This is a genomic window from Acinetobacter sp. CY05 (assembly GCF_059515805.1).
Window position 1 is genome coordinate 63672 of the sequence record NZ_JCAKMW010000010.1, and the last position, 23095, is coordinate 86766.

At 42.1% G+C, this 23095-nt stretch carries 21 protein-coding genes and 1 riboswitch; of the genes, 8 read left to right on the forward strand and 13 right to left on the reverse strand.

The window, feature by feature from the left end; genetic code table 11:
- Positions 1-441: 441 nt before the first annotated feature.
- Complete coding sequence (gene lpxB / locus AC5YCD_RS08905) at positions 442-1611, reverse strand: lipid-A-disaccharide synthase (RefSeq protein ID WP_496129701.1); 1170 nt, start codon at positions 1609-1611, stop codon at positions 442-444.
- A gap of 405 nt (positions 1612-2016) precedes the next feature.
- On the opposite strand from lpxB, the gene AC5YCD_RS08910 reads away from it, so the two are divergent.
- The 3 genes from AC5YCD_RS08910 to AC5YCD_RS08920 all read left to right on the forward strand — a co-directional run bounded on the left by AC5YCD_RS08910 (position 2017) and on the right by AC5YCD_RS08920 (position 4735).
- Positions 2017-2913 carry a sulfite exporter TauE/SafE family protein gene (locus AC5YCD_RS08910; RefSeq protein WP_496129702.1) on the forward strand — a complete coding sequence of 299 codons (897 nt, stop codon included), beginning with the start codon at positions 2017-2019 and terminating at the stop codon, positions 2911-2913.
- 127 nt (positions 2914-3040) lie between these two features.
- The gene (locus tag AC5YCD_RS08915) at positions 3041-4132 is read left to right on the forward strand and encodes a 3-deoxy-7-phosphoheptulonate synthase (protein ID WP_496129703.1); all 1092 of its coding nucleotides are present in this window, start codon (positions 3041-3043) and stop codon (positions 4130-4132) included.
- A gap of 78 nt (positions 4133-4210) precedes the next feature.
- Positions 4211-4735, forward strand: coding sequence for a protein tyrosine phosphatase family protein (locus AC5YCD_RS08920; RefSeq protein ID WP_496129704.1), 525 nt, complete (start codon positions 4211-4213; stop codon positions 4733-4735).
- On the opposite strand, the gene ispF is transcribed toward AC5YCD_RS08920, so the two are convergent.
- Positions 4723-5214: a 2-C-methyl-D-erythritol 2,4-cyclodiphosphate synthase gene (gene ispF, locus AC5YCD_RS08925; RefSeq protein ID WP_496129705.1), complete on the reverse strand. Its 492-nt coding sequence runs from the start codon at positions 5212-5214 to the stop codon at positions 4723-4725. The genes AC5YCD_RS08920 and ispF overlap by 13 nt on opposite strands.
- Positions 5215-5314: 100 nt before the next feature.
- Between ispF and AC5YCD_RS08930 the strand changes: the two genes are divergently transcribed.
- Positions 5315-5950, forward strand: a complete 636-nt coding sequence (locus tag AC5YCD_RS08930) for an A1S_1983 family putative colistin resistance protein (RefSeq protein WP_496129706.1) — start codon at positions 5315-5317, stop codon at positions 5948-5950.
- A gap of 20 nt (positions 5951-5970) precedes the next feature.
- Here the strand turns inward: AC5YCD_RS08930 and AC5YCD_RS08935 are convergent, their stop codons facing one another.
- Complete coding sequence (locus tag AC5YCD_RS08935; RefSeq protein WP_496129707.1) at positions 5971-7218, reverse strand: D-amino acid dehydrogenase; 1248 nt, start codon at positions 7216-7218, stop codon at positions 5971-5973.
- A gap of 122 nt (positions 7219-7340) precedes the next feature.
- A riboswitch (glycine riboswitch) is annotated at positions 7341-7424 on the reverse strand.
- A gap of 120 nt (positions 7425-7544) precedes the next feature.
- Here AC5YCD_RS08935 and AC5YCD_RS08940 point away from each other — a divergent pair.
- Positions 7545-8309, forward strand: a complete 765-nt coding sequence (locus AC5YCD_RS08940) for a hypothetical protein (protein WP_496129708.1) — start codon at positions 7545-7547, stop codon at positions 8307-8309.
- A gap of 35 nt (positions 8310-8344) precedes the next feature.
- Here AC5YCD_RS08940 and rodA read toward each other — a convergent pair whose 3' ends face one another.
- From rodA to pyrG, 6 genes are all read right to left on the reverse strand, one after another.
- Positions 8345-9478: a rod shape-determining protein RodA gene (rodA, locus tag AC5YCD_RS08945; RefSeq protein ID WP_496129709.1), complete on the reverse strand. Its 1134-nt coding sequence runs from the start codon at positions 9476-9478 to the stop codon at positions 8345-8347.
- 106 nt (positions 9479-9584) lie between these two features.
- Complete coding sequence (gene ispD / locus AC5YCD_RS08950; protein ID WP_496129710.1) at positions 9585-10310, reverse strand: 2-C-methyl-D-erythritol 4-phosphate cytidylyltransferase; 726 nt, start codon at positions 10308-10310, stop codon at positions 9585-9587.
- The gene (locus AC5YCD_RS08955; protein WP_496129711.1) at positions 10267-10665 is read right to left on the reverse strand and encodes a septum formation initiator family protein; all 399 of its coding nucleotides are present in this window, start codon (positions 10663-10665) and stop codon (positions 10267-10269) included. The genes ispD and AC5YCD_RS08955 overlap by 44 nt, the downstream gene beginning before the upstream one ends.
- Before the next feature lie 13 nt (positions 10666-10678).
- Complete coding sequence (gene eno / locus AC5YCD_RS08960; RefSeq protein ID WP_496129712.1) at positions 10679-11968, reverse strand: phosphopyruvate hydratase; 1290 nt, start codon at positions 11966-11968, stop codon at positions 10679-10681.
- 64 nt (positions 11969-12032) lie between these two features.
- Complete coding sequence (kdsA, locus tag AC5YCD_RS08965) at positions 12033-12890, reverse strand: 3-deoxy-8-phosphooctulonate synthase (protein ID WP_496129713.1); 858 nt, start codon at positions 12888-12890, stop codon at positions 12033-12035.
- Between the two features lie 30 nt (positions 12891-12920).
- Positions 12921-14561, reverse strand: a complete 1641-nt coding sequence (pyrG, locus tag AC5YCD_RS08970; RefSeq protein ID WP_496129714.1) for a CTP synthase — start codon at positions 14559-14561, stop codon at positions 12921-12923.
- Between the two features lie 226 nt (positions 14562-14787).
- Between pyrG and AC5YCD_RS08975 the strand changes: the two genes are divergently transcribed.
- Positions 14788-15282, forward strand: coding sequence for an internalin (locus AC5YCD_RS08975; RefSeq protein WP_496129715.1), 495 nt, complete (start codon positions 14788-14790; stop codon positions 15280-15282).
- Here AC5YCD_RS08975 and AC5YCD_RS08980 read toward each other — a convergent pair.
- Positions 15279-16418, reverse strand: coding sequence for a YheT family hydrolase (locus AC5YCD_RS08980; RefSeq protein WP_496129716.1), 1140 nt, complete (start codon positions 16416-16418; stop codon positions 15279-15281). The two genes, AC5YCD_RS08975 and AC5YCD_RS08980, sit on opposite strands and share 4 nt — an antisense overlap.
- A 319-nt stretch (positions 16419-16737) precedes the next feature.
- Positions 16738-18762, reverse strand: a complete 2025-nt coding sequence (locus AC5YCD_RS08985) for a 2,4-dienoyl-CoA reductase FMN-binding domain-containing protein (RefSeq protein ID WP_496129717.1) — start codon at positions 18760-18762, stop codon at positions 16738-16740.
- Positions 18763-18884: 122 nt separating this feature from the next.
- Between AC5YCD_RS08985 and AC5YCD_RS08990 the strand changes: the two genes are divergently transcribed.
- A complete protein-coding gene (locus AC5YCD_RS08990) occupies positions 18885-19439 on the forward strand; it encodes a PadR family transcriptional regulator (protein WP_496129718.1) in 555 nt (184 codons plus the stop codon).
- Positions 19426-20316 carry an alpha/beta fold hydrolase gene (locus tag AC5YCD_RS08995; protein WP_496129719.1) on the forward strand — a complete coding sequence of 297 codons (891 nt, stop codon included), beginning with the start codon at positions 19426-19428 and terminating at the stop codon, positions 20314-20316. The genes AC5YCD_RS08990 and AC5YCD_RS08995 overlap by 14 nt, the downstream gene beginning before the upstream one ends.
- Here AC5YCD_RS08995 and AC5YCD_RS09000 read toward each other — a convergent pair.
- Complete coding sequence (locus AC5YCD_RS09000; RefSeq protein ID WP_496129720.1) at positions 20313-21560, reverse strand: CaiB/BaiF CoA transferase family protein; 1248 nt, start codon at positions 21558-21560, stop codon at positions 20313-20315. The genes AC5YCD_RS08995 and AC5YCD_RS09000 overlap by 4 nt on opposite strands.
- A 37-nt stretch (positions 21561-21597) precedes the next feature.
- Positions 21598-22992, reverse strand: a complete 1395-nt coding sequence (locus AC5YCD_RS09005) for an MFS transporter (protein WP_496129721.1) — start codon at positions 22990-22992, stop codon at positions 21598-21600.
- Positions 22993-23095: the final 103 nt, after the last annotated feature.

The following is a 23095-nucleotide window of genomic DNA, read 5'->3' on the forward strand; positions in this document are numbered from 1 at the left end:
TTTCATTATCATATGTTTGTGTTTTTCTGATAAATCATATCAATGACACTGATCAAGCGGTTTCTCTACAGTTGTTATAAACAAAAGGATTGCTATTGCTGTTTTTAAATTATTCAGTGTTCAAGTCAAATACAGCCTACTGTTTACTCAGCAATGACCCTCTCTGAAGAACAGAATACGACTTAGCTGACGCAAATTTAGAGCATGGACTGTGCAGAGCAAGATATTGAGTTTCAATCGCACATAAAATCTAAGCCAATTTACCCTAACACATACAGTGATAGGCAAGCAGAGAGAGATCCAAAGAAACATCTCTTGGCTCTCCCCTGCTCAGCTGTATTGTATCTCAGCGACTAAAATGCTTAGGCTATTTAAACATCACTGATGACCACAAAGACCTGCGCTACATTTAAATGCAAGTCTTCTAGTTAAGTGTACTGTTTAGAGTAATGCTAAAATAGCTTGGACTGGATCTTCGCTATTACCCGCTAACAGTTGTTTATGCATGGTAATATGCTGCATCACTTGAATCTGTGCGGTTTCGACCGACATTAATTTTTCAATCTCTTGGCTAAGTTTTTCAGGTGTAGCATCATGCTGAATTAATTCCTGAATGACTTTTTTGCCAGCAATAATATTCGGTAAGGAATAATACGGAATCTTGATTAAGAATTTAATCACATGATAGGTTAGCCAATTGAGCTTATAGAAGGTTACCATCGGACGATGCAATAACATGGCTTCTAATGTTGCGGTACCCGAGGCTAAGGCAATAATATTCGAAGCATTCATGACCTGACGGCCAATTTTAGATTCTTGGCTACTGTTTTCGATCACACGGATTCGATCTTGTACCGTTTGCGGATACGTTGCAACTAAGGCGTTTATCTGTTGCTGACGTGCTGCATTAATCGCTGGAATTAAAAACTGATAATCTGGATGCTTCGACATTAAGATTTGGACAGTATCTAACAGCAAAGGACCTAAGCGTTCAATTTCTCCACGGCGACTACCCGGTAACAGCGCAATATGTTTGGCATTGATATCCAAGCCCAACTCAGCTTTGGCATCTTGCATAGAATTGTTGAGTGGTAATTCACTGGCAAGGGGATGACCCACACATGCCGCTGGCACTTGCCAGCGTTGGAAAAAAGCTTTTTCAAAGGGAAATAAGCACAACACCAAATCAATGCAGGCTTTAATGCCATGCACACGCCCTTGTCGCCATGCCCACACCGAAGGACTGACATATTGTACGGTTTTAATAGGCAGTTGCAGTTGTTTAAGTTTTTTTGACAGACGTAAATTAAAATCCGGTGCATCAATACCAATAAAGACATCTACAGGGTGTTTACGCCAGCGCTCGACGAGACCATCACGTACTGCGAACAGCTTTTTAATATCCTTTAAAACTTCCACAATCCCCATCACCGATAACACGTCCATGGGATACTCACTTTTAAAACCTTCAGCAATCATTTGCGGCCCACCAATGCCCTCAAATTCTGCCTCTATGCCCTGCTCACGAAAACTGCGCATCAGTTTCGCGCCTAAAGTATCCCCAGAGACTTCACCCACTACGATCCCGATTTTAAGTTTTCTATTTTGCAAGTGCTTGTCCTGATCCAATTTTATGAGGAGCGCTATCTTAACATAGACTCTAATTACCAGTTGTGACAAAAGCCGTGTGGCTGATGTTAAAAAATCAACATCAAGCGACTATTAATACAATACATACTCGTACCTTGAACAATACTGAAGCTCAATAGTGTTGAGGCGTATATGCTCTTTAGACGATTCACAACTACTCTTTTGCACTTCACTTAAACCTTTTAAAAACCAACATGATGGTTTAAAAATCATACGCTTAGCGGTGTATAACGAAGCGTAAATGACGCTTAGGCTGTTCTTTATTGTGCTTATCTTTTTTTTGCATAAATAAATCACTAATCAAGACAACGACTTATACATAAAAGTCATAACATATGCGTGTTTTTTGATATCTGGCATATAAGCATGTTTGGTCCACTTGAATTTATTTTAGCAGGCGTCTTGGTTGGTTTTTGCGTCGGGGTGACAGGTGTAGGCGGTGGTTCGTTAATGACCCCGATTTTAATCAGTCTATTTCGCATTGAGCCGCATATCGCTATTGGTACCGATTTGTTATATGCCGCCATTTCTAAATTCTGTGGCTCTTTGGTGCATGCCAAGAAAATGAATATTGTTTGGCCCATTGTATTGTGGTTGGCTGTGGGCAGTATTCCTGCTTCATTTGCAACCCATTGGGTATTAGAAAACTTCTTAAGCCAATCAACATATTATAAAACCGTACTCACCATGGTTCTGGGCTTTATGTTGACCTTAACCGGTTTATCAATTGTATTTCGTGGCACAGTTGAAAAATTCTTTAATAAATTTCGTGCCAAAGAACAGCTGGATATGAACCATGAACAGTCGCGTCAAGATATTGCCGAACAAGCTAAAAACAAACGTGTTTTTATTATTGTCATGGGCATTGTACTAGGGGTCTTTGTCACTTTATCTTCGGTAGGTGCCGGTGCCTTTGGCATCATGGCTTTAATTATTATGTTCCCTAATTTACCCATGATCCGCATTATTGGTTCAGATGTGGTGCATGCTGTGCTCTTGACCTTAGTCGCAGGTCTTGGTCATATGAGCTCTGGAAATGTCGATTTTGCCTTGCTCGGCTGGTTATTATGCGGCTCGATTCCTGCCATTATTGTCGGCACCTTAGTTAGTTCACACATGCCAGAAAAAATTATTCGTAAAATTTTGGGTATTACTTTATTTGCCCTTGGCGTCAACTTTATGGTGAATCCGGTTAAAAGCAAACCTATTCAATCTGCTCAAAACACTGCGATTGTCGTACCAGCAGCCCAGTCAGTTGCTTAAATTTACCGCACGATTCATCACTTTTTTTTGGAAGGCCTATTAGACTTTTTGATAGGAAACCATCAGTTGAATCGTGCTATATTCAAAGCAGGAACTTTTTTATTTGTAGATCAAACCAGTGACGGCAATGAATACACGACAGTCAAATCCAATTACACAATCTGACATTGATGACGTGAATGTAAAAAGCATTCAGCCACTTGTAACCCCTGCTGAACTTAAAGCAGAATTACCTTTGACTGAAAATGCTTATCAAACCGTCCTTAAAGGTCGTGAAACGATTCGCAATATTTTAGATGGTCAAGACAAACGCTTATTTGTGGTGATTGGCCCATGTTCGATTCATGATCCAAAAGCAGCCCATGAATATGCGGATCGTCTCAAAGTGTTAAGTGAACAAGTCAAAGACACACTGTACATTGTGATGCGAGTATATTTTGAAAAACCGCGTACTACAGTGGGCTGGAAAGGTTTGATTAACGATCCAGATATGAATGATTCATTTAACATTGAAAAAGGTTTACGTTTAGGGCGTAAACTATTGCTAGAGTTAAATGAAAAAGGCTTACCATGTGCCACAGAAGCCCTTGATCCAAACTCACCGCAGTATTATCAAGATTTGATTTCATGGTCAGCGATTGGTGCACGTACCACAGAAAGTCAAACTCACCGTGAAATGTCATCTGGTTTATCTTCACCAGTTGGCTTTAAAAACGGTACCGATGGCGGCTTAACTGTGGCCACCAATGCTATGCAATCGGTCAAACACGGTCATAGCTTCTTAGGCCTAAACGAAGCAGGTCAAGTGTCGGTTATTCATACCTCGGGCAACCCATATGCACACGTGGTACTGCGTGGCGGTAATGGCAAACCCAACTATGATGCGGGCTCTGTCGCTGAAGCTGAAGCTGCCTTAGCCAAAGCTAAAGTGAGCAACAAAATTATGATTGATGCTAGCCATGCCAACTCAAACAAAGACCCGTACTTACAACCTTTAGTGTTACGTAACATTACCGAACAAGTGCTTGATGGCAATAAATCCATCGTTGGGATTATGGTCGAGAGTCATTTAAAAGGCGGTCGCCAAGATATTCCAGCCAATTTATGTGATTTAGAATATGGCAAATCAGTCACTGATGGCTGTATCGATTGGGATACCACTGAACAGGTCTTGCTCGAAATGCACCATGCCTTAAAAGATGTTTTAGTAAATCGCTAATACAGACTTGCATAATGCTAGACGCCATCTTAGGATGGCGTTTATCATTGAGAAACAATAAAAAATGAAGGCAGCACGATGAATGAACTTGAAACTCACTTAAGTCAAATTAAGCATTTCCAATTTGTGCACGAGCATTTATTTACTTCAGGACAACCCACTGCTGAACAACTGGCACAGATGAAAGCTTACGGAATCACCACGGTGATTAATTTAGCCTTAAATCATGCCGATCAGGCGATACAACGTGAAGATCAAATCTGTTTAGATTTAGGTTTAAACTACTTACAAATTCCAATTTCTTTAGATACTCCATCGCCTGATCAATGCATCTTGGTACTGGATTTAATCGATCATTTGGTGGGTGAACAGCTGCTTTGGGTGCATTGTGAAAATAATCACCATGTCAGCAGTTTGATGTACGTTTATCGTCAATATTATATGAATATGGACATGCCAAGCGCCCAAGCATTGCTGCATGAGATTTGGGAACCAGATTCAACATGGACCGGTTTGATTCATGCGGTTACTTTACAATTACAAGGTCGTAAAGCAACCCAAGAACTCAATTTATCTTTGATGAAAGCTGATCACTTTGCTTGACGACTAATCAGCACCGTGGCAGTAGATAAAATACCTTCTTGACGACCAGTAAAGCCTAATTTTTCCGTGGTGGTGGCCTTAACGCTAATTTGATTCACGTCTACCTCTAAAACATCAGCAATACTTTGGCGCATGGCTAAATTATGTGGTGCTAATTTTGGACGTTCACATGCCACGGTAATATCGGCATTATTGAGGATATAACCACGATCTAAAATTAGCTGATAGACATGCTGTAATAATACCCGACTGTCTGCACCTTTAAATTTTGGGTCGGTATCCGGGAAATGCTGCCCGATGTCACCCAAAGCCAGCGCTCCTAATAAGGCGTCGCTGAGCGCATGCAACACCACATCACCATCTGAATGGGCTTTTAAACCCTGACTATGGGGAATTTGAATGCCAGCCAAAGTCACAAAATCACCTTCTTCAAAGGCGTGTACGTCAATACCTTGACCAATTCGAATGTGTGGCATCATGCTTGTTCTCCCAAACAAATAAATCTTAGAAATGTTGTATTCATGCTTTTGATTTCGCTATATTAGCAAGCAGCACAATCTCGACAAAGTATAAGCGATCATGTGGCAAAATACTGATAACAATCTTATTAAAACACTGGGCCTTGTAGCTTTAGCCTGTTGCTCAACATTTGCCACGGCAAGCGTGATTGAATGTCAGGACCACCATCGCCCAGGGATTTGTGCAAGCGGCTTACAAGAATCTAGAGAAAAGCTCAACAATCATTATCTGACTGCATTATTGGTTAGTGATGCACCCATTCGTTTACTGCAAGATACCCAAAAATTATGGCTCAAGCGTAGCCAGCAATGTAAACAAACTCGCTGTTATCGCCAGCAAATTGAACAGCGTGTAGATGATTTAAATTTATATATTTCACTCAATCAAACCCTTACCCAACATTATTTAAAATTTGAACAAGGTCAGATTTCGGCACAGCCTGTGCATTTAAAACTGCATCAATTGGGTAAAGACAGTATTAAAATTGAAGGCATTGCCTATCGTAATCCTAATAATCGTGTAGAAACCCAAACGATCAATTTTTTGGCGTATACTACCCCCCAAGAAAAAACCCAAATTATTGATAATGAACATGATTGCAAATATTCTTTTGCCTACTCTAAAGCTATTTTAGTGGTGAAGACTCAGCAACAAGGCTGTGAACGCTTTAGCGGCGTATATAGACTCTACGATTAAAAAAGCCAGTATACACTGGCTTATTCTGTTGGATGTTGACGGGCAATAGCTTGACTGACCATCACCGCTGTAGCGGCAGATAAGGTCCATCCTAAATGGCCATGACCAGTATTATAAAAAATACGCTCGCGTTTCCCACGTCCCACCACAGGCATCATATTAGGCATCATCGGTCGCAGTCCTGCCCAGGGCACTACACTTTCGGTACACACACGAAAGTTACGATTCACCCAATCAATCAGTGGTTGAATACGATCAGCACGAATATCACGGTTATAGCCATTAAATTCTGCTGTACCGGCGACACGTAAGCGATCTACCCCCAAACGTGATGTGACAATTTTAGCACTTTCATCGAGTAAACTGACCCAAGGTGCATGGCTTTGACTATGACTGTCATTTAAATTCACAGTAATAGAATAGCCTTTAACGGGATAAACATTCACGCGATCACCGAGCATACGTGCCAGATGATAGCTGCCCACCCCGCCGCAGACTAAGACTGCATCCACCTGCATTTCCTCAATGACTGCTGCATCAGAGTGCATATTTTCTTGACTGGCGCGATATTCAACCCTTACCCCTGTGGCATGTGGCTGCATCTGGGTGACTTCCTTAGCAAATAGGTAATCTACCCCGTATTTTTTTGTCGCTTGAGCTAATCCCATGGTGAATTTATGGATATCACCTGTGGCATCTCCTGGACAGTAAAATCCGCCGTAATAATTGCCAGTTAAGCTGGGTTCAATAGTTTTTATTTCCTCTAAGGTGACCGCATGACGCTCCAACCCGCCTGTACAGAGTAAATCGTTGACACGCATGGCCACTTGATAGTCGTGTTGAGTATGATAAAAATGTAAAATGCCACGTTTTTCTAGGTTAAAGTCGATTTGTTCTTGTTTAGCAATGGCAAATAAACGCTGCCGTGCCAAGAGTGCCATTTTAACCGTATCACGCGTATTGGCTTCATAGTGTTTGATATTACCTAAAAATTCGATTAACCAAGCATATTTATGTAAATCAAATGAAGGATTTAATAATAAGGGCGCAGTTTTTTGCGACATCCATTTTAAACCTTTTAATACTGTGGCTTTTTGGTTCCATACTTCCGCATTACAGGCGGACAGTTGCCCACCATTGGCAAATGAAGTTTCCATGGCAGGATAGAGATGTTTATCAATGACAGTGACCTGATAACCGAGTTTCACTAACTCATAGGCAGAGGTCACACCGGTGATACCTGCTCCAATGACAAGAATATGGCGCATAACAGGCTCCTTGAAATGTTATTATTATTTTGCATTTCATTTTCTCCCCATCTGTCATGTTTACCTGAGAGCTTTACCCCTTCGGTGAGTTAAGTCGAGCCTAACTTCTCTCCAGAATGTGATAGCAGCTTGTAGTCCTTTTGCCTGAGAGTTTCCTGGGGTGTTGCTCCTTCGGCGGACTGATGTCTCTCTCCTACAAGCTGTAGTAGATCAATCATTATGAGCAATTTTTATACCAAGCCAAGCATAAAATTTGTTCACATTTTGCAGCGTCATATAAAAAATTTTAAATTCAAATGAAATCAATTTTTTTAGGAAAAATACTAATGTTGTTTCAGCACTATAAAACTTTATTTCAACACTATCCTTTAGAGCAACTGCTACACACTGATCTGTTACAGTTAGCACATCAAGCTAAAATCAGCAGTTATTACACTCCCTTTGAGTATATCAATACACAGGCTAAAGTGGTGTTGCTCGGGATTACCCCGGGGCGATTACAATGGCAAAATGCCATACAGGCTGTACAACAAGCGCTTGCTCAAGGTTTAAACGATGATCAAGTTTTGGCATATGCCAAACAGCAAGGTGCCTTTAGTGGTCCAATTCGCCGCAACTTAATTCAAATTTTAGATCATCTTGGTTTACAGCAAAAGTTACAGCTGAACTCAACCGCCGCATTATTTAATGAAGCACAGCATTTAGTAAATATGAGCGCTGTCTTACCGCACGCTATTTTTATCAATTGTCAAAATTATAATGGCACGAGTCCTCATATACTCAAAAATGATTTTTTATATCAACAGCTTGAACAGTACTTTCTGCCACAGTTAAAAGTGTTACCCAATGCTGTTTATATTCCGCTCGGTCAAAGTGTGGCGCATGTACTCTCTCATCTAGCTAACTTAGGCTATTTAAAAAAGCAGCAGATTTTACAGGGTTTTCCTCACCCATCTGGTGCCAATAGTGAGCGGATTCAATATTTTTTAGGGAAAAAAGCCCAAGCTGAACTGTCACGCGCAACAGATCCCATTAAAATTGAACAAGTCAAAGCAAAGTTAATACAACAAATGCAGCAGCTACAAATTTAATACATGAAAAAAGCCTCATATTGAGGCTTTTTGATTTAACGATGGGTGTGTACTGACATCACAATCCCCATACTGGCCATTAAAGAAATTACGGCTGTCCCGCCATAACTCATAAAGGGTAAAGGGTCACCTGTAACGGGCAAAATACCGCTCACCATGCCTGAGTTTAGAAACACAAAGAAGAAGATCGTTAAGCCCACTGTACCGGCATATAACTTACCAAAATTATGAAAACTGTTTAAACCAATGATTAAGCAACGAAAAATAATCGCGGCATATAAGCAAATTAAGGCAAATACCCCGATAAAACCAAACTCTTCAGCAAAGGTTGACATAATAAAGTCAGTATGGTGCTCAGGTAAATAACCTAAATGCGACTGAGTACCCTCTAAGTAACCCTTACCACTTAAGCCACCAGAACCAATGGCAATTTTAGATTGAATAATATTCCAACCTGCCCCTAATGCATCAGACTCAGGATCAAATAAGGTTAAAATTCGTTTCTTTTGATAGTCTTGTAAAAAAAACATCCATAAGGCAGGGGCTGCTACCAGCAATGCACCTATAGCACCGCCAATCAGTTTCCAAGACATACCACTTAAAAACAGCACAAAAATACCCGGAATAATCAAACCAATATTCAGATCGGGTTGTAAGACCACCAAAATAAAAGGCACCAGCAAAATTAGCATAGCAACCACAATATGGCGGAATTTAGGTGGAAATGGACGCAAGGAGAAATACCATGCCATCATTAAAGGCATCGCAAATTTCATAAATTCACTCGGTTGCATACTGCCAATGCCCGGCAAACTAATCCAGCGTTTTGCCCCTAAACGCCGCTCACCAATAAATAGTACCAAAACCAGGAGCACCAACGAAATCAGATAGAAATAAGGACTGACCGCTTGATAAACTTTGGGTGGAATTTGTGCCAAAGTAAACAGTAAAATAAAGCCTATCCCAAAACTAATGGCTTGACGCATTACCATGGCACTATCTTGCGAGGCACTATAGACCACACACAGACCTAAGGCAGAATTGAGCAATAAAAAACACAATAACCAAGGATCAAGGTGCAACTTGGTCCAACGTGAGGAATCACTTTTCATGCTTAAGCCGTCACGAACTCCATGACGTAAAAAGCGATACTGTTGAGAGGGAATCATTGCAAGGGCTTTAACAGAAAAAAGACAAGGCAAAAATTATAAGATTAAAGTGTTAAGGATTAAACACTTTTACTCTGTAGTTTGAGTTTTAAATGATAATTGGCTGTTATTGCTGAGCATTTAAGATCAAACGTGCTAACTCTAAATCATCCGGATAAGTAATTTTTAAATTATCCGCACGGCTCTGTACCACTTCTACACAATGCCCTGCATGTTCTAAGGCGCTGGCCTCATCTGTAATATTGATTTGATCGTGTAGCGCCTGTTCAATGGCTGACTTGAGGAGCGCTAATTGGGCCAATTGTGGGGTTTGTGCTTGCCATAACTGGCTGCGGTCTACGGTTTGTTGAATTTGATCACCTGTTACGACCCGCTTTAAGGTATCACGTACAGGAATGGCCAAAATTGCACTATGCCCTGTTTGACTGGCACGTTCAACTAAGGCCTGTAGTGCAGAAAAACTAACGCAAGGACGTGCCGCATCATGTACCAAAACCCAATCATCAGGCTCAGCAATCTCTGTTAAATATTTTAAGGCATTGAGTACTGAATCAACCCGTTCGTTACCACCTTGACAAAAATGGGCTTTGTGTTTATTCGACAATGCTAAGCTTGCTGCAACATGATCTTGGGCAGAAATCGCCAATACATAACCCTGTAGGGGTAGTTGATTCAAACGCGCAACCGTATGTTCAAGTACAGTCTGCCCTTGAATCATTTGATACTGTTTGAGCTCAGTTTTAGAAAAACGACTTCCCGAGCCTGCTGCCGGAATAACCAACCACAATTTAAGGGGTAATGGGTTGTTCAGGGATTGGGCTGTCTTCTTCATTGGTACGAGGATCTACTTTAGCATTAGGATCAAGATAAATCGGCTTGTACTGGGTACTAATGGTACTCATTTGTACAAAGGTTTCATTGGGTTTAATTAAACCTAAATCGAGGCGTGCATGTTCTTCTATCGCTTCAACGCCATTTTTTAAATCATAAACTTCGGCTGCAAGGACACGATTACGTTCTTTTAGCTCGTCATTATCTTCGACTTGTTGTTGAATCTTTTGCATTAGTTGCAAGTGTTCGTGATGACCACCATCACCTAACCAATACTTATATTGAAACCCTGCGATCAAAATGATCGCAAGGCCCAACAGTACTTTACTCGAGGTCGAGTCGAATACATTTAACATTGACATATGTCGCTTAGTTTAAACCTTTAAACTCAGCTTTACCGCGATATACAACTTGAGTCAACTCTTCGATACGAAGCAATTGGTTGTATTTTGCTACACGGTCAGAGCGGCAAAGTGAACCAGTCTTAATTTGACCAGCGCCTGTACCTACTGCAAGGTCCGCAATAGTTGAATCTTCAGTTTCGCCTGAACGGTGTGAAATAACAGTAGAGTAACCATTTACTTTTGCAAGGTAGATGGCATCTAAAGTTTCAGTCAACGTACCAATTTGGTTGTATTTAATTAAAATAGAGTTACCAACTTTTTCATTAATACCACGTTGAAGGATTTTAGGATTCGTTACGAACAAATCGTCGCCAACCAATTGGATTTTGTCGCCAAGAATAGACGTTAGGTAAGACCAACCTTCCCAATCCGACTCATCCAAACCGTCTTCAATTGAGATAATTGGGTATTGGTTAACAAGACCTGCAAGGTAGTCAGAGAACTGGTTGCTTGTGAATGCTTTGTTGCCTTCACCTGCAAGAATGTACTGACCATTTTTGTAGAATTCTGAAGATGCACAGTCAAGCGCAAGCATAATGTCAGAACCTGCTTTGTAGCCAGTTTTTTCAATTGCTTCAAGAATAACGGTAATTGCTTCTTCGTTTGAACGTAAGTTTGGCGCAAAACCACCCTCATCACCTACCGCAGTGTTTAAACCTTGTTTCTTTAATACAGATTTTAAAGAATGGAAGATTTCTGCACCAGCACGAAGTGCTTCAGAGAAAGATGTAAAGCCCACTGGCTCAATCATAAACTCTTGAATATCTACGTTGTTGTCCGCATGTGAACCACCGTTTAAGATGTTCATCATAGGTACAGGCATAGTTAAGATGCTGTTGTTACGTAGGTCTGCGATGTATTGGAAAAGAGGAATTTTCTTTTCGTCAGCAGCAGCACGCGCAGCAGCTAAAGACACTGCTAAAGTTGCGTTTGCACCCAATTTTTCTTTGTTTTCAGTACCGTCAAGTGCGATCATCGTATTGTCGATGTCTTTTTGTTCAAATACTGATTTGCCCACTAAAGCATCACGGATTAAAGTGTTTACGTTGTTAACCGCAGTTTGAACACCTTTACCTAAGTAGCGTGCTTTATCGCCGTCACGAAGTTCTAAAGCTTCACGAGAACCAGTTGAAGCACCAGATGGTGCACATGCACGGCCAACAACGCCAGAGGCTAAGATTACGTCTGCTTCGATGGTTGGGTTACCACGAGAGTCCAAAATTTCACGTGCACGAATGTCAACGATTTGGCTCATGAACAATTCCTCAGTTGATTAATAAAAATGATGCGTCAAAAACGACGCATCAAGGTGTAACAATTTAGTGTGTATCTAGCTTTTGGAAACCTTTGACCAAAGTATCCAATTCTTTGAGCTGCGCTAAGAATGGCTCAAGTTGCGACAATCGCAGCGCACATGGGCCATCACATTTGGCTTGTTCAGGATCAGGATGTGCTTCTAAGAACAAACCTGCCAAACCTGTTGCCATACCTGCGCGTGCCAATGTGGTAATTTGCGCACGACGACCACCGGCTGAGTCGCTACGCCCACCTGGAGTTTGCAGCGCATGGGTCACATCAAAAAACACTGGAACATTCATGTCTTTCATGGTGTCAAAGCCCAACATATCGACAACTAAATTGTTGTAACCAAATGCTGAACCACGTTCACACAGAATCAGTTTGTCATTTCCAGCTTCTAAGCACTTATGCAAAATATGACGCATTTCATGTGGTGCTAAGAACTGTGCTTTTTTAATATTGATGATGGCATCCGTTTTGGCCATGGCTTCAACCAAATCAGTTTGACGACTTAAAAATGCCGGCAACTGAATGATATCCGCCACTTCGGCTACAGGCGCCGCTTGATACGGCTCATGCACATCAGTAATGATCGGCACATTGAAATGCTTTTTAATGTCCGCTAACCACTCGATACCTTTTTCAAGACCTGGGCCACGGTAAGAATTCAAACTTGAACGGTTGGCTTTATCAAAACTGGCTTTAAACACATATGGAATATCCAAACGTGTGCAGATTTCAACATAAGTTTCTGCAATTTCAAAAGCCAAGTCTTTAGACTCGAGTACGTTCATGCCGCCGAATAGTACAAATGGCAAATGATTTGCCATTTGTATATCGCCTAAACGTACAATTTCTTGTGGTTTTAATTGTGACATTTAAACATTCCTAGTTATGCAAAACACCAATTACTTGGCTTTTTGGTACTGCTGTTTCGCAGCATCAATGAAGCTTGCAAATAATGGATGACCATCACGTGGTGAGCTGGTAAATTCTGGGTGGAATTGTACCGCAACGAACCAAGGATGTGCAGGAATTTCAACCGTTTCCACCAAGCGTTGAATCGGTGAATAACCTGAAATCTTCATGCCTTTTTCTTCTAAAGCAGGAATAAAACGGTTGTTCATTTCATAACGATGACGGTGACGTTCAATGATTTCTGTTGAACCATAAACTTCCGCTGTTTTTGTGCCCGCAACCAATTCAGATTTTTGAGCACCTAGACGCATAGTACCGCCAAGGTCAGAATCTGCAGAGCGTTGTTGTACTTCACCGCGCTCATCTAACCATTCAGTGATTAAACCAATTAAAGGTGATTTAGTTGAACGGTTAAATTCAGTAGAGGTTGCATCAGAAATACCTGCCACATTACGTGCATATTCAATCACAGCCAGTTGCATACCTAAGCAAATGCCTAAAAATGGCACACCATTTTCACGTGCGAATTTAATCGCTTGCATTTTGCCTTCGGTACCACGTTCACCAAAACCACCTGGCACTAAGATGGCATCAGCATCTTTTAAGACTTCTGCTGCATCTTGGCTTTCTAGCTCTTCAGCATTCACGTAATCGATTTGGACTTTAACGCGGTTTTGAATACCCGCATGCAGTAACGCTTCGTTGACAGATTTATAGGCATCTGGCAGTTCAACGTATTTACCCACCATCGCCACACGTACTGTGTATTCAGGATTCAGTAAAGCTTCTACGACGTTATCCCAGTCTGTTAGATCAGCTTCTGGAAGATCGTTGTAGCCAAAACGTTCACAGATTAAATCATCAACGTTTTGTTCATAGAATGTACGTGGAATTTGGTAAATCGTACGCGCATCTTTACATACCACAACAGCACGCGCTTCAACGTTAGTAAATAACGCAATTTTACGTGTCGTATCAGCATCAACATCATGCTCAGTACGGCAGATTAAGATATCTGGCTGAATACCAATCGACAACAACTCTTTCACAGAATGCTGTGTTGGTTTAGTTTTTAATTCTGCTGCTGACTTAATGTATGGGAGTAAGGTTAAGTGCATCAGCATCGTGCGCTTGTGACCAAGTTCAACCATCAGCTGACGTACAGATTCCATGAATGGGAGAGATTCAATGTCACCTACTGTACCGCCGATTTCCACGATCGCAACGTCATAGCCTTCGCCTGCGCGAAGTACACGTTCTTTAATGTTATCAGTGATATGTGGAATAACTTGAACAGTACCGCCAAGGTAATCACCACGACGCTCTTTGTTCAATACATCTTGGTACACGCGGCCAGATGTAAAGTTATTTAACTTGGTCATTTTCGCACGACGTAGGAAACGTTCGTAGTAACCCAAGTCTAAGTCAGTTTCTGCACCATCCTCTGTGACAAAAACTTCACCATGTTGGAATGGGCTCATTGTCCCTGGATCGACATTAATGTATGGATCCATTTTGACCATGGTCACTTTTAAACCACGGGCTTCTAAAAGTGCAGCAACTGAAGCAGCTGAAATACCTTTACCTAGTGATGAAACTACACCACCAGTCACGAAAATAAAATGGGTCATTGGGTTTCTCGTACAATCGAGCCTAAATCGGCCTGCAATGTTGCGCAATTTTACTTTACTCTGCACCAATAAAGCAAAGTCATTGTGCATCAATTCATGGAACAATAAACAATTGGTTATTGTATCAGCAATTGCGATAAAAATTTAGCTTATCTTTTGATGATTTTTCTATTGCTTTTTATGGTTATAATATGTTTGTCCATCTAACGCGTTATTTTGTGCAGTTATGAATAAGAAAATTTTAATCTGTGGTGCAATTGCAACTAGCCTTTTATTAAGTGCATGTGTCAAGAAAGAAACTCCCGCTGAAGAAGAGACGCGTGCCGAAGCACCAACGACTCAACCGAAAGCTGAAGCTAAATTTGAAAACTTAAGCCCAACTGAGCCAGAGCAGCCAGCGCCAGCTGCTGAAGCAGCCAAACCTGCAACTGCGCCACAAAAAGTAGAAGTGATTCGCGAAGAAACACCAAACACCACGACTGAAATCCGTCGTGAAACTCGCCCAGCACCTGCTGAGCCAAAACCACAAGTGACTACGCCTAAAGCTGAAGCGCCTAAAGCTGAGCCAAAACCACAAGTGACTACGCCTAAAGCTGAAGCACCTAAAGCTGAGCCAAAAGCAGAGGTGCCTAAGACTGAGGCGCCACGCAGTACAAATACACAATCACAAGATGATGCAGTTGCAGCAGCGATTGCCGCTGCCACGCCAGCGCTGGATTAAGCTGCTTGTAGATTTAAAAACCCAGCTTGTCTGGGTTTTTTTGTCTGTATGAGACTGGCATAGTGACGGAAATAATCCGCAATCACACAGCTCGCCCAAGAGTTGGTTTTAATTAAGCCTTGATAAAAAACACAATGACTGCCCTTGGTTGTTGTCACAATTAAAACATTTGGCATATTGATAAGCACTTGTTTATGTGGCACTAAATTATCGATCCTGCAAATCGGATCGTCTTCAGCGTTAAGTACCACCAAGGGTATTTGGATATCTTGCATCACATAAATAGGATTTACTGCTTTGGCATAGCTTTGGTAATCATGAAACCCAGCCATTTTAAAATAACATTGTTCAAACTCGGCCAAGGTTTTCGCTTGCAATAGCGTTTCTAAATTGGTCCATTGCCAAGTACTACTATAGGGCTGTATAAATGCCTTAACTAATTTTTTGGTCATCAACTTGCTATAAATAGGATGAACACGTGCAAAACCTTGTTCGCTATCATAGCCTGGACTTAAAGCAAAAGCCGCTTTAAATGGTGCTTTCTTGCCCATTTCACCTAAATAGCGCACCAATAAGCCGGTGCCTGCCGATGAGCCCACAGCATATAAATCTGACTGAGAATATACGGTTTGAATATGCTGGATTTGCTCTGCTAAGTCTTCTGTGGAACCCAAAATATTAATTTTTGGCACGGTTAACGGTAATTTGCCATGGCCACGGCGCAAACACAAGGCAATCCGCCAACCGGTATAGTGATGTAAATCCTGTACCAATTCACGCATGGTTTCAGCTGTACCTGTTAAAGTATGCATCAGTACAATAGTCGGAGTAGTTGGACTTAACTGTTGACCATACCAGGCAATGGCTGTAATGCCGCCATCTTGCATGGTCAATTGTTCAACGGCATCATATTCTAGATGAATACGATGGCGTTTAAATAAATCAAAATACAACATTTGCGCATGTGGATTTGCAAGCCACAGCGTTGGACAATATTTTTTTTGTAGAGATTTCAGTTCAGGAACCAATTGGGCAAAGATACCCTGTGGATGATAGGATAAACTGGGTGTAGCCGCACCTGCCCAGTGCTCTATACAAGCGGCCAAGCGATGACTTAATTTTTGTAATCTTAACATCGTATACTCCTTCTTGGCTGGTGTCGTTTTATGTGGGTCTTGTTGTTATCGTCGGCTCCATCTGCCTCAACAATTTTTTCTTTTCGTCTACAATCAGGCTCTGAAAGCTCACAATTAAATTAAGCAGCCTTTCATGACTTATGCTGAATTTATCCATCAAATTCAAGTGCAATCTTGTAGAGCTTAATTTTCTACTGCGCCGCGTGGTGCCGCCCTTGATATGGAGCTTTGCAGAGCATGCATAGTCCTGATTTAAGATAAAAAACCTGAAGGTCAAGCAGCAAGTGCTCAACCTAGTGCTTATCAGTGATGTATATTCTTATAAGCTAGCAGCCAAATAAGCCCCGTCGGCAATCGCACGTTTGGCATCTAATTCTCCTGCAAGTTTCGCGCCACCAATCAAATGCACCTGCTGACCTGCTGCCACTAATTCGTCATATAAAGGGGTATAAGACTCTTGCCCTGCGCAAATGACAATATGATCGACATCTAATAAAATCTGTTGTTCACCTACACTAATATGCAAACCGCTATCATCAATTTTATCGTATTGCACCGCATTCAACATTTGTACATTACGCTGCTTCAAACCGCTACGATGAATCCAGCCAGTGGTTTTACCTAAACCTGAGCCGACGCTACTGGCTTTACGCTGTAATAAGAAGATGTCACGCACTGCAGGCTTTGGCTGTGCCAGCTTTAAACCTCCCTCATATTGGTATTTCGGGTCAATCCCCCACTCATCATAAAACTTTTGTGGATCTAAACTGCTGCTTTCGCCGCTATGGCTTAGATATTCAGCGGTATCAAAACCAATCCCCCCTGCACCAATAATGGCCACACGTTGCCCCACAGCAACGCGCTCTTTTAAAACCTGTAAATAACTGAGTACTTTTTCATGGTCAATACCCGGAATATCGAGTTGCCGTGGTTCAACACCAGTCGCCAGCACGATCTCATCAAATTGATGATCAATCAGCTCTTGGACTTTAACTTGATAACCGAGCACCAATTTAATATTGGGCTGTAATTCTAACTGGCGTTTAAAGTAGCGAATGGTTTCATAAAATTCTTCTTTACCCGGGATGGTTTTGGCAATATTAAATTGTCCACCAATCTGAGCACTCGCTTCAAATAAAGTGACTGTATGACCGCGCTCTGCAGCATTTAAAGCAAAACTTAAACCCGCAGGTCCTGCCCCCACAACCGCAATATTTTTACTGTGTACAGCACTCTCCATGGGCAACTCTGTTTCATGACAGGCACGCGGATTGACCAAGCAGGACGTGAGCTTGCCGCTAAAAATATGATCTAAACAAGCTTGGTTACAACCAATACAGGTATTAATCTCATCACTACGATTTTGCTCTGCTTTGAGCATAAACTCAGCATCAGCCAAAAACGGGCGTGCCATAGAGACCAAATCAGCATGCCCTTGTGCCAGCACCTGCTCAGCCATGGCAGGCGTATTAATCCGATTTGAGGTCACCAGTGGAATCTTGACTGCACTTTTGACTTTTTGCGTGACCCAAGTAAAAGCTGCGCGGGGCACTTTAGTGGCAATGGTGGGAATCCGTGCTTCATGCCAACCAATGCCGGTGTTAATAATAGTAGCGCCTGCAGATTCGATGGCTTTGGCCAATTGCGTCACTTCCGCCAAGGTCGAGCCACCTTCAACCAAATCGAGCATGGATAAACGATAAATAATAATAAAATTTTCACCCACTGCTTGGCGGGTACGACGCACAATTTCCACTGCAAAACGGATGCGATTCATATAACTACCGCCCCACGCATCATCCCGATGATTAGTACGTTTGGTAATAAACTGATTAATTAAATAGCCTTCAGAGCCCATAATTTCCACACCGTCATAACCCGCGTATTGGGCTAATTTCGCACATTCGACAAAATCAGTAATGGTCTGCTCAATTTCCACAGGTGTTAATGCATGTGGAATCACAGGATTAATCGGTGCGGCAATCGCTGAGGGTGCAACGGCTTGGTTTTGATGCGAATAACGTCCGGTATGCAAAATCTGTAAGGCAATTTTACCTCCTGCCGCATGCACTGCTTGAGTGACAATTTTATGCGGCTCTGCTTCTGCAAGTGTACTGAGCTTACTCGCACCTGCGCGGGTTAAACCTGCACTATTGGGTGCAATACCGCCTGTAACAATTAAACCAACACCACCACGCGCGCGTTCAGCATAAAATGCTGCCATACGCTGATGACCATTGGGCGCTTCTTCTAAACCCACATGCATAGAACCCATAATCACGCGGTTTTTTAAGGTCGTAAAGCCTAAATCTAATGGGGTAAATAAGTGCGGATAAACTGTCATAGCGAGCTCCTTGCAGACATTTTTAGTTTTATACAACTCTGCCCTCGTTTATAAACGTGATCGCTTTTTTATGCAACATGTTGCATAATTTTAGACAGCTTTAAAAATGACTGAGGCGTCCAATGTCCCTTGCACATGTATTACTCACCAGTTTATTAGAAAAACCCAGTAGTGGCATTGAATTGGCACGGCGTTTTGACCATTCGATGGGCTATTTTTGGAGTGCGACGCATCAGCAAATTTATCGTGAATTAAAAAATATGCTAGAGCAAGGCTGGATTAGCACCCAAGCCCAGCCCGATCTAAAACAAAAAATTTATCAAGTTGAAGCCCAAGGGCGCGAAGCCTTAGCAGCATGGATGCTTGAGCACAGTGCCCCCGCGCAATTACGTGAAGATTTAATGGTGCGTTTACGTGCCGAAGCACAGCTTAACTCGCAAGCTTTAATGTCTGAGTTACAAAAACATCTCGTTGAGCATCAAAACCGCCTTCAGACCTATCAAGCGATTTTTGCTAAAGATTTTTCCAATGCTGATCCATCTCATCGACAGCAATATATTCATCGTATGATTTTGCAATTGGGTCTAGATTTAGAACAAAGCTGGGTGACTTGGTTAAAGCAACTGATATACGGTTTAGGTCAATATAAACCAGAGGATATCCATGATGCGCCTTAAAATGTCAGATGGCTCGCTCCTCTTTGTACGTGAATTTGGACACGGTCAACCTGTATTGGTGCTGTCAGGACTTGGCATGACCAGCCAGCAATGGTTGCCCTTTGTGTATCCCTTTAGAAAGAATTTTCGTTTTATTATTCCAGATTGGCGTGGTTTTGGTGGCTCGAAACAAGCCAAAATTCCACGCCTAGATGCCATTTCTAGCCATTGGCAAGACTTAAACAGTATTTGCCAACAATTAAAATTGGATGATGTACGCGTCATTGCCTATTCGATGGGTGCTACCACTGCCATGTATGGCATGCAATATGCTGATTTTTCTAGCAAGATCAGCCACTATTTACATATTGACCAAAGCCCGTGTATTAAAAATCGACCTGATTGGCAATACGGTTTATATGGCGCGCAACAAACCCAATATTTGGCCTGTTTAAGCCAGTTAAGAGCGACTTTACAGGATTATACTGCGCTAGAGCATATGCCATACGCACAGCAACAACAGCTTTTTAATGCATGGCAGACGCTACTGGCCTTTCAAGGTTCTCATCGCCTGTTGTTGCAAGGTTTAAAACAGCTCAATCGATTCCCACAACTTGCTGCTTATACTTTAGCGCTTAAAAATTTACAGATGATGGCATGGTATTTAGACAGTTATATTGGGCATGATCTAGATTTGCGCCCCAGTTTGCACACACTGAATTGTCCAATGACATGGCTGAGTGGTCAAAAATCAACGTTGTATCCGATTCTTGGGCAACAGTTATTAGCACAAAAATTAAAAGCGACGCATGTAATCTTGCCTAAATCTGGCCATGCGCCGCTGATCTCTGAACCTTTAGCGTTTTATCAAACGCTAGGTCGGTTTCTTATGCCTTAAGCCACTGTTGCTATTGCTGTGGGCAACGTTTCAATAATGCCAGCATCTTGTAATTGTTGCAGTTGTTTAGGGGTATAAAACTCACTGAGCACTTGCTCGGTGTGTTCACCCAATTGTGGCGGTGCATGACGATATTCAACGGGAGTATCCGATAGTTTCATCGGTGAGCCAATGACCTTAAAATCGGGATTTAAGGCATGTGGCAGATTAACCACCAAACCACGATGTTGAATTTGCGGTTCAGCTAAAGCATCTTCAATGGAGTTAATCACGCCAACAGGCACTTTCACTGCATGAATTTGACTGACCCAATGCGCGGCATTATGCTGTACAAAGTAGTCGCTGAGTAAACCGACCAATTCACCGCGATGTTTAACTCGATCTTGATTGCGCTGAAATTTTGGATTGTCTAAAAGCTCAGGCAAGCCAATCGCAAGGCACAAGTCTTTAAATTGTTTATCATTACCGCAAGCAATAATAAATTCTTTGTCTTTAGCCATAAAAGTTTGGTACGGCACAATATTGGGATGATGATTACCCATGCGCACTGGAGATTTGCCACTGCTTAAATAGTTCATACCTTGATTGGCAAGGCTTGCTACCTGCACATCCAATAACGACATATCAATATATTGCCCACATCCAGTATGCTGGCGTGCCAATAATGCCGCTTGAATCGCAATGGTCGAATACAAACCAGTTTGTAAATCTACCACTGCCACCCCAACCTTTTGTGCACCTGCACCTGGTAAACCGTCTTTTTCACCAGTAATGCTCATTAAGCCTGACATGCCTTGAATAATAAAGTCATAGCCTGGTTCATCAGCACGCGGGCCATCTTGACCAAATCCGGTAATGGAGCAATAGACTAAATTTGGATTTAATTCACTTAAGCTCGCGTAATCTAAGCCATACTTGGCCAATGAACCCGTTTTGTAGTTTTCAATCACCACATCTGCGGTTTTGGCAATGTCACGAATAATCTCTTGCCCTTGCAGTGAGGCAATGTCCACCGCCACAGAGTATTTATTGCGGTTGGCACATTGATAATAACCCGATTCACGCGTGGCTTGACCTTGGGCATTATTCATCCACGGCGGACCCCACATGCGGGTGTCATCTCCCACACGCGGTCGTTCAATTTTAATCACCTCTGCGCCAAGATCGGCTAAAATTTGCCCACACCACGGCCCTGCCAAAACACGGCTTAAATCCAATACTCGAATGCCTTGTAATGCACCCATGCTTTATTCCTCCAAGGTCAGCTGTAATGACCTGATATTATTTGTTAGCTGTGGCAGCCACGCTTGGGGTTGTTGCTGTTGTTGCTTCTGATTCAGCATCCGTATCCACCTTAACAAGGCTCGATTGCTGTGGGTCATATTGACGTTCACGAATAAACAGCCCCGGAATCACACCTGCAATAAAATAAGCTGTTCCCATCACAATAAACGCCATCCCAAATGAGCTACCTGCTGCAATCATGCCAATGGTGGCTGGCGCAATTGCTGCACCTAAACGGCCCATGTTATATGCGCCACCAATAGCGGTACCACGCACATCCGTTGAGAAGCTTTCAGCCATGTAGGTTGCGTTGACGCCATAAGGAATCCCGTATAAGAAACCAAAGGTAATCAGTAAATAGGCAATGTTATCTGGAGTATTAAAGAAGATAATCACGGGTAAAAAGGCGGCGGTACTTACTGTACCAAATACAAAGGTGACTCGACGACCCAATTTGTCAGCAGCATAACCCGCTAAAATTTTGCCTAAAATCATGGCGGTATATGCACCCACCATATAGCCGGTTAAAGACTTAAAGTTCATATTCAGTTCGGTTTCAAGATACATCGGCATCCAGTTATTGACGCCGTAGTAACCAAACTGTAAGAACGCGGCTGTGCCCATCCACAATAAAAACATTTTACGATGCTGATTGTGCCCAAAAATGCGTTTATAAATACTTTCAGACGGTGCTTTACTGACTTGAGTATTACTTGCGTCTAAGCTTAGGCTATTACCCTGTAATTGTTGGATTTTAGCTTCTTGCCATGCCGCAGGTTCAGGAACCAAACGCATAAAGAACAGTGCAAATGCCGCAGGAATAATGGTCACGTAAAACAGCATACGCCAGCCATGATCTGGAATAATCGCGCCTGCCATTAAGGTTGCCACAATATAGCCGACCGTTTGACCTGTTTGCAGTGTCCCTAACACCGTGGTGCGGTATTTGGTTGGAACATATTCTGCCATTAAAGTATTACAAGCCATATACAATGAGCCTAAACCAAAGGCACCAATAAAACGTAGCACCATGAATTGCTCATAGCTTTGGGTAAAACCTAAAATACAGGTCATGATCGAGAAAAACACCACCGACCATGCAATGGTACGCACCCGACCAAACTTATCACAGGCCCAACCACCCGAAATACCGCCCAGTGCCATACCTGCAAGTGAGGCACTGCCAAGCATCCCCGCTTCAAAGGTCGATAAACCAAATTCTGCTTTTAAACTACTTAAACTAAAGGACAAAAGCATGATATCTACGCCATCGATCACTAAGGATACGAAGGCAAAAATAAACGCCAGTTTCCAGGTATTTTTATTAATTTTATGTGCAGTGCCGAGATTAGACGGCAGTTTTACAGTTGAATCCATATGCTGTTCCCTCATTTTCCCAAATGAGTTATCTTGGTCAGTTTAAGGTCTCCATGACCTCATATAGTTATAGATCACTGCCAAGATTAACTTTTTTATGGTTGCATGAACCTAAGAG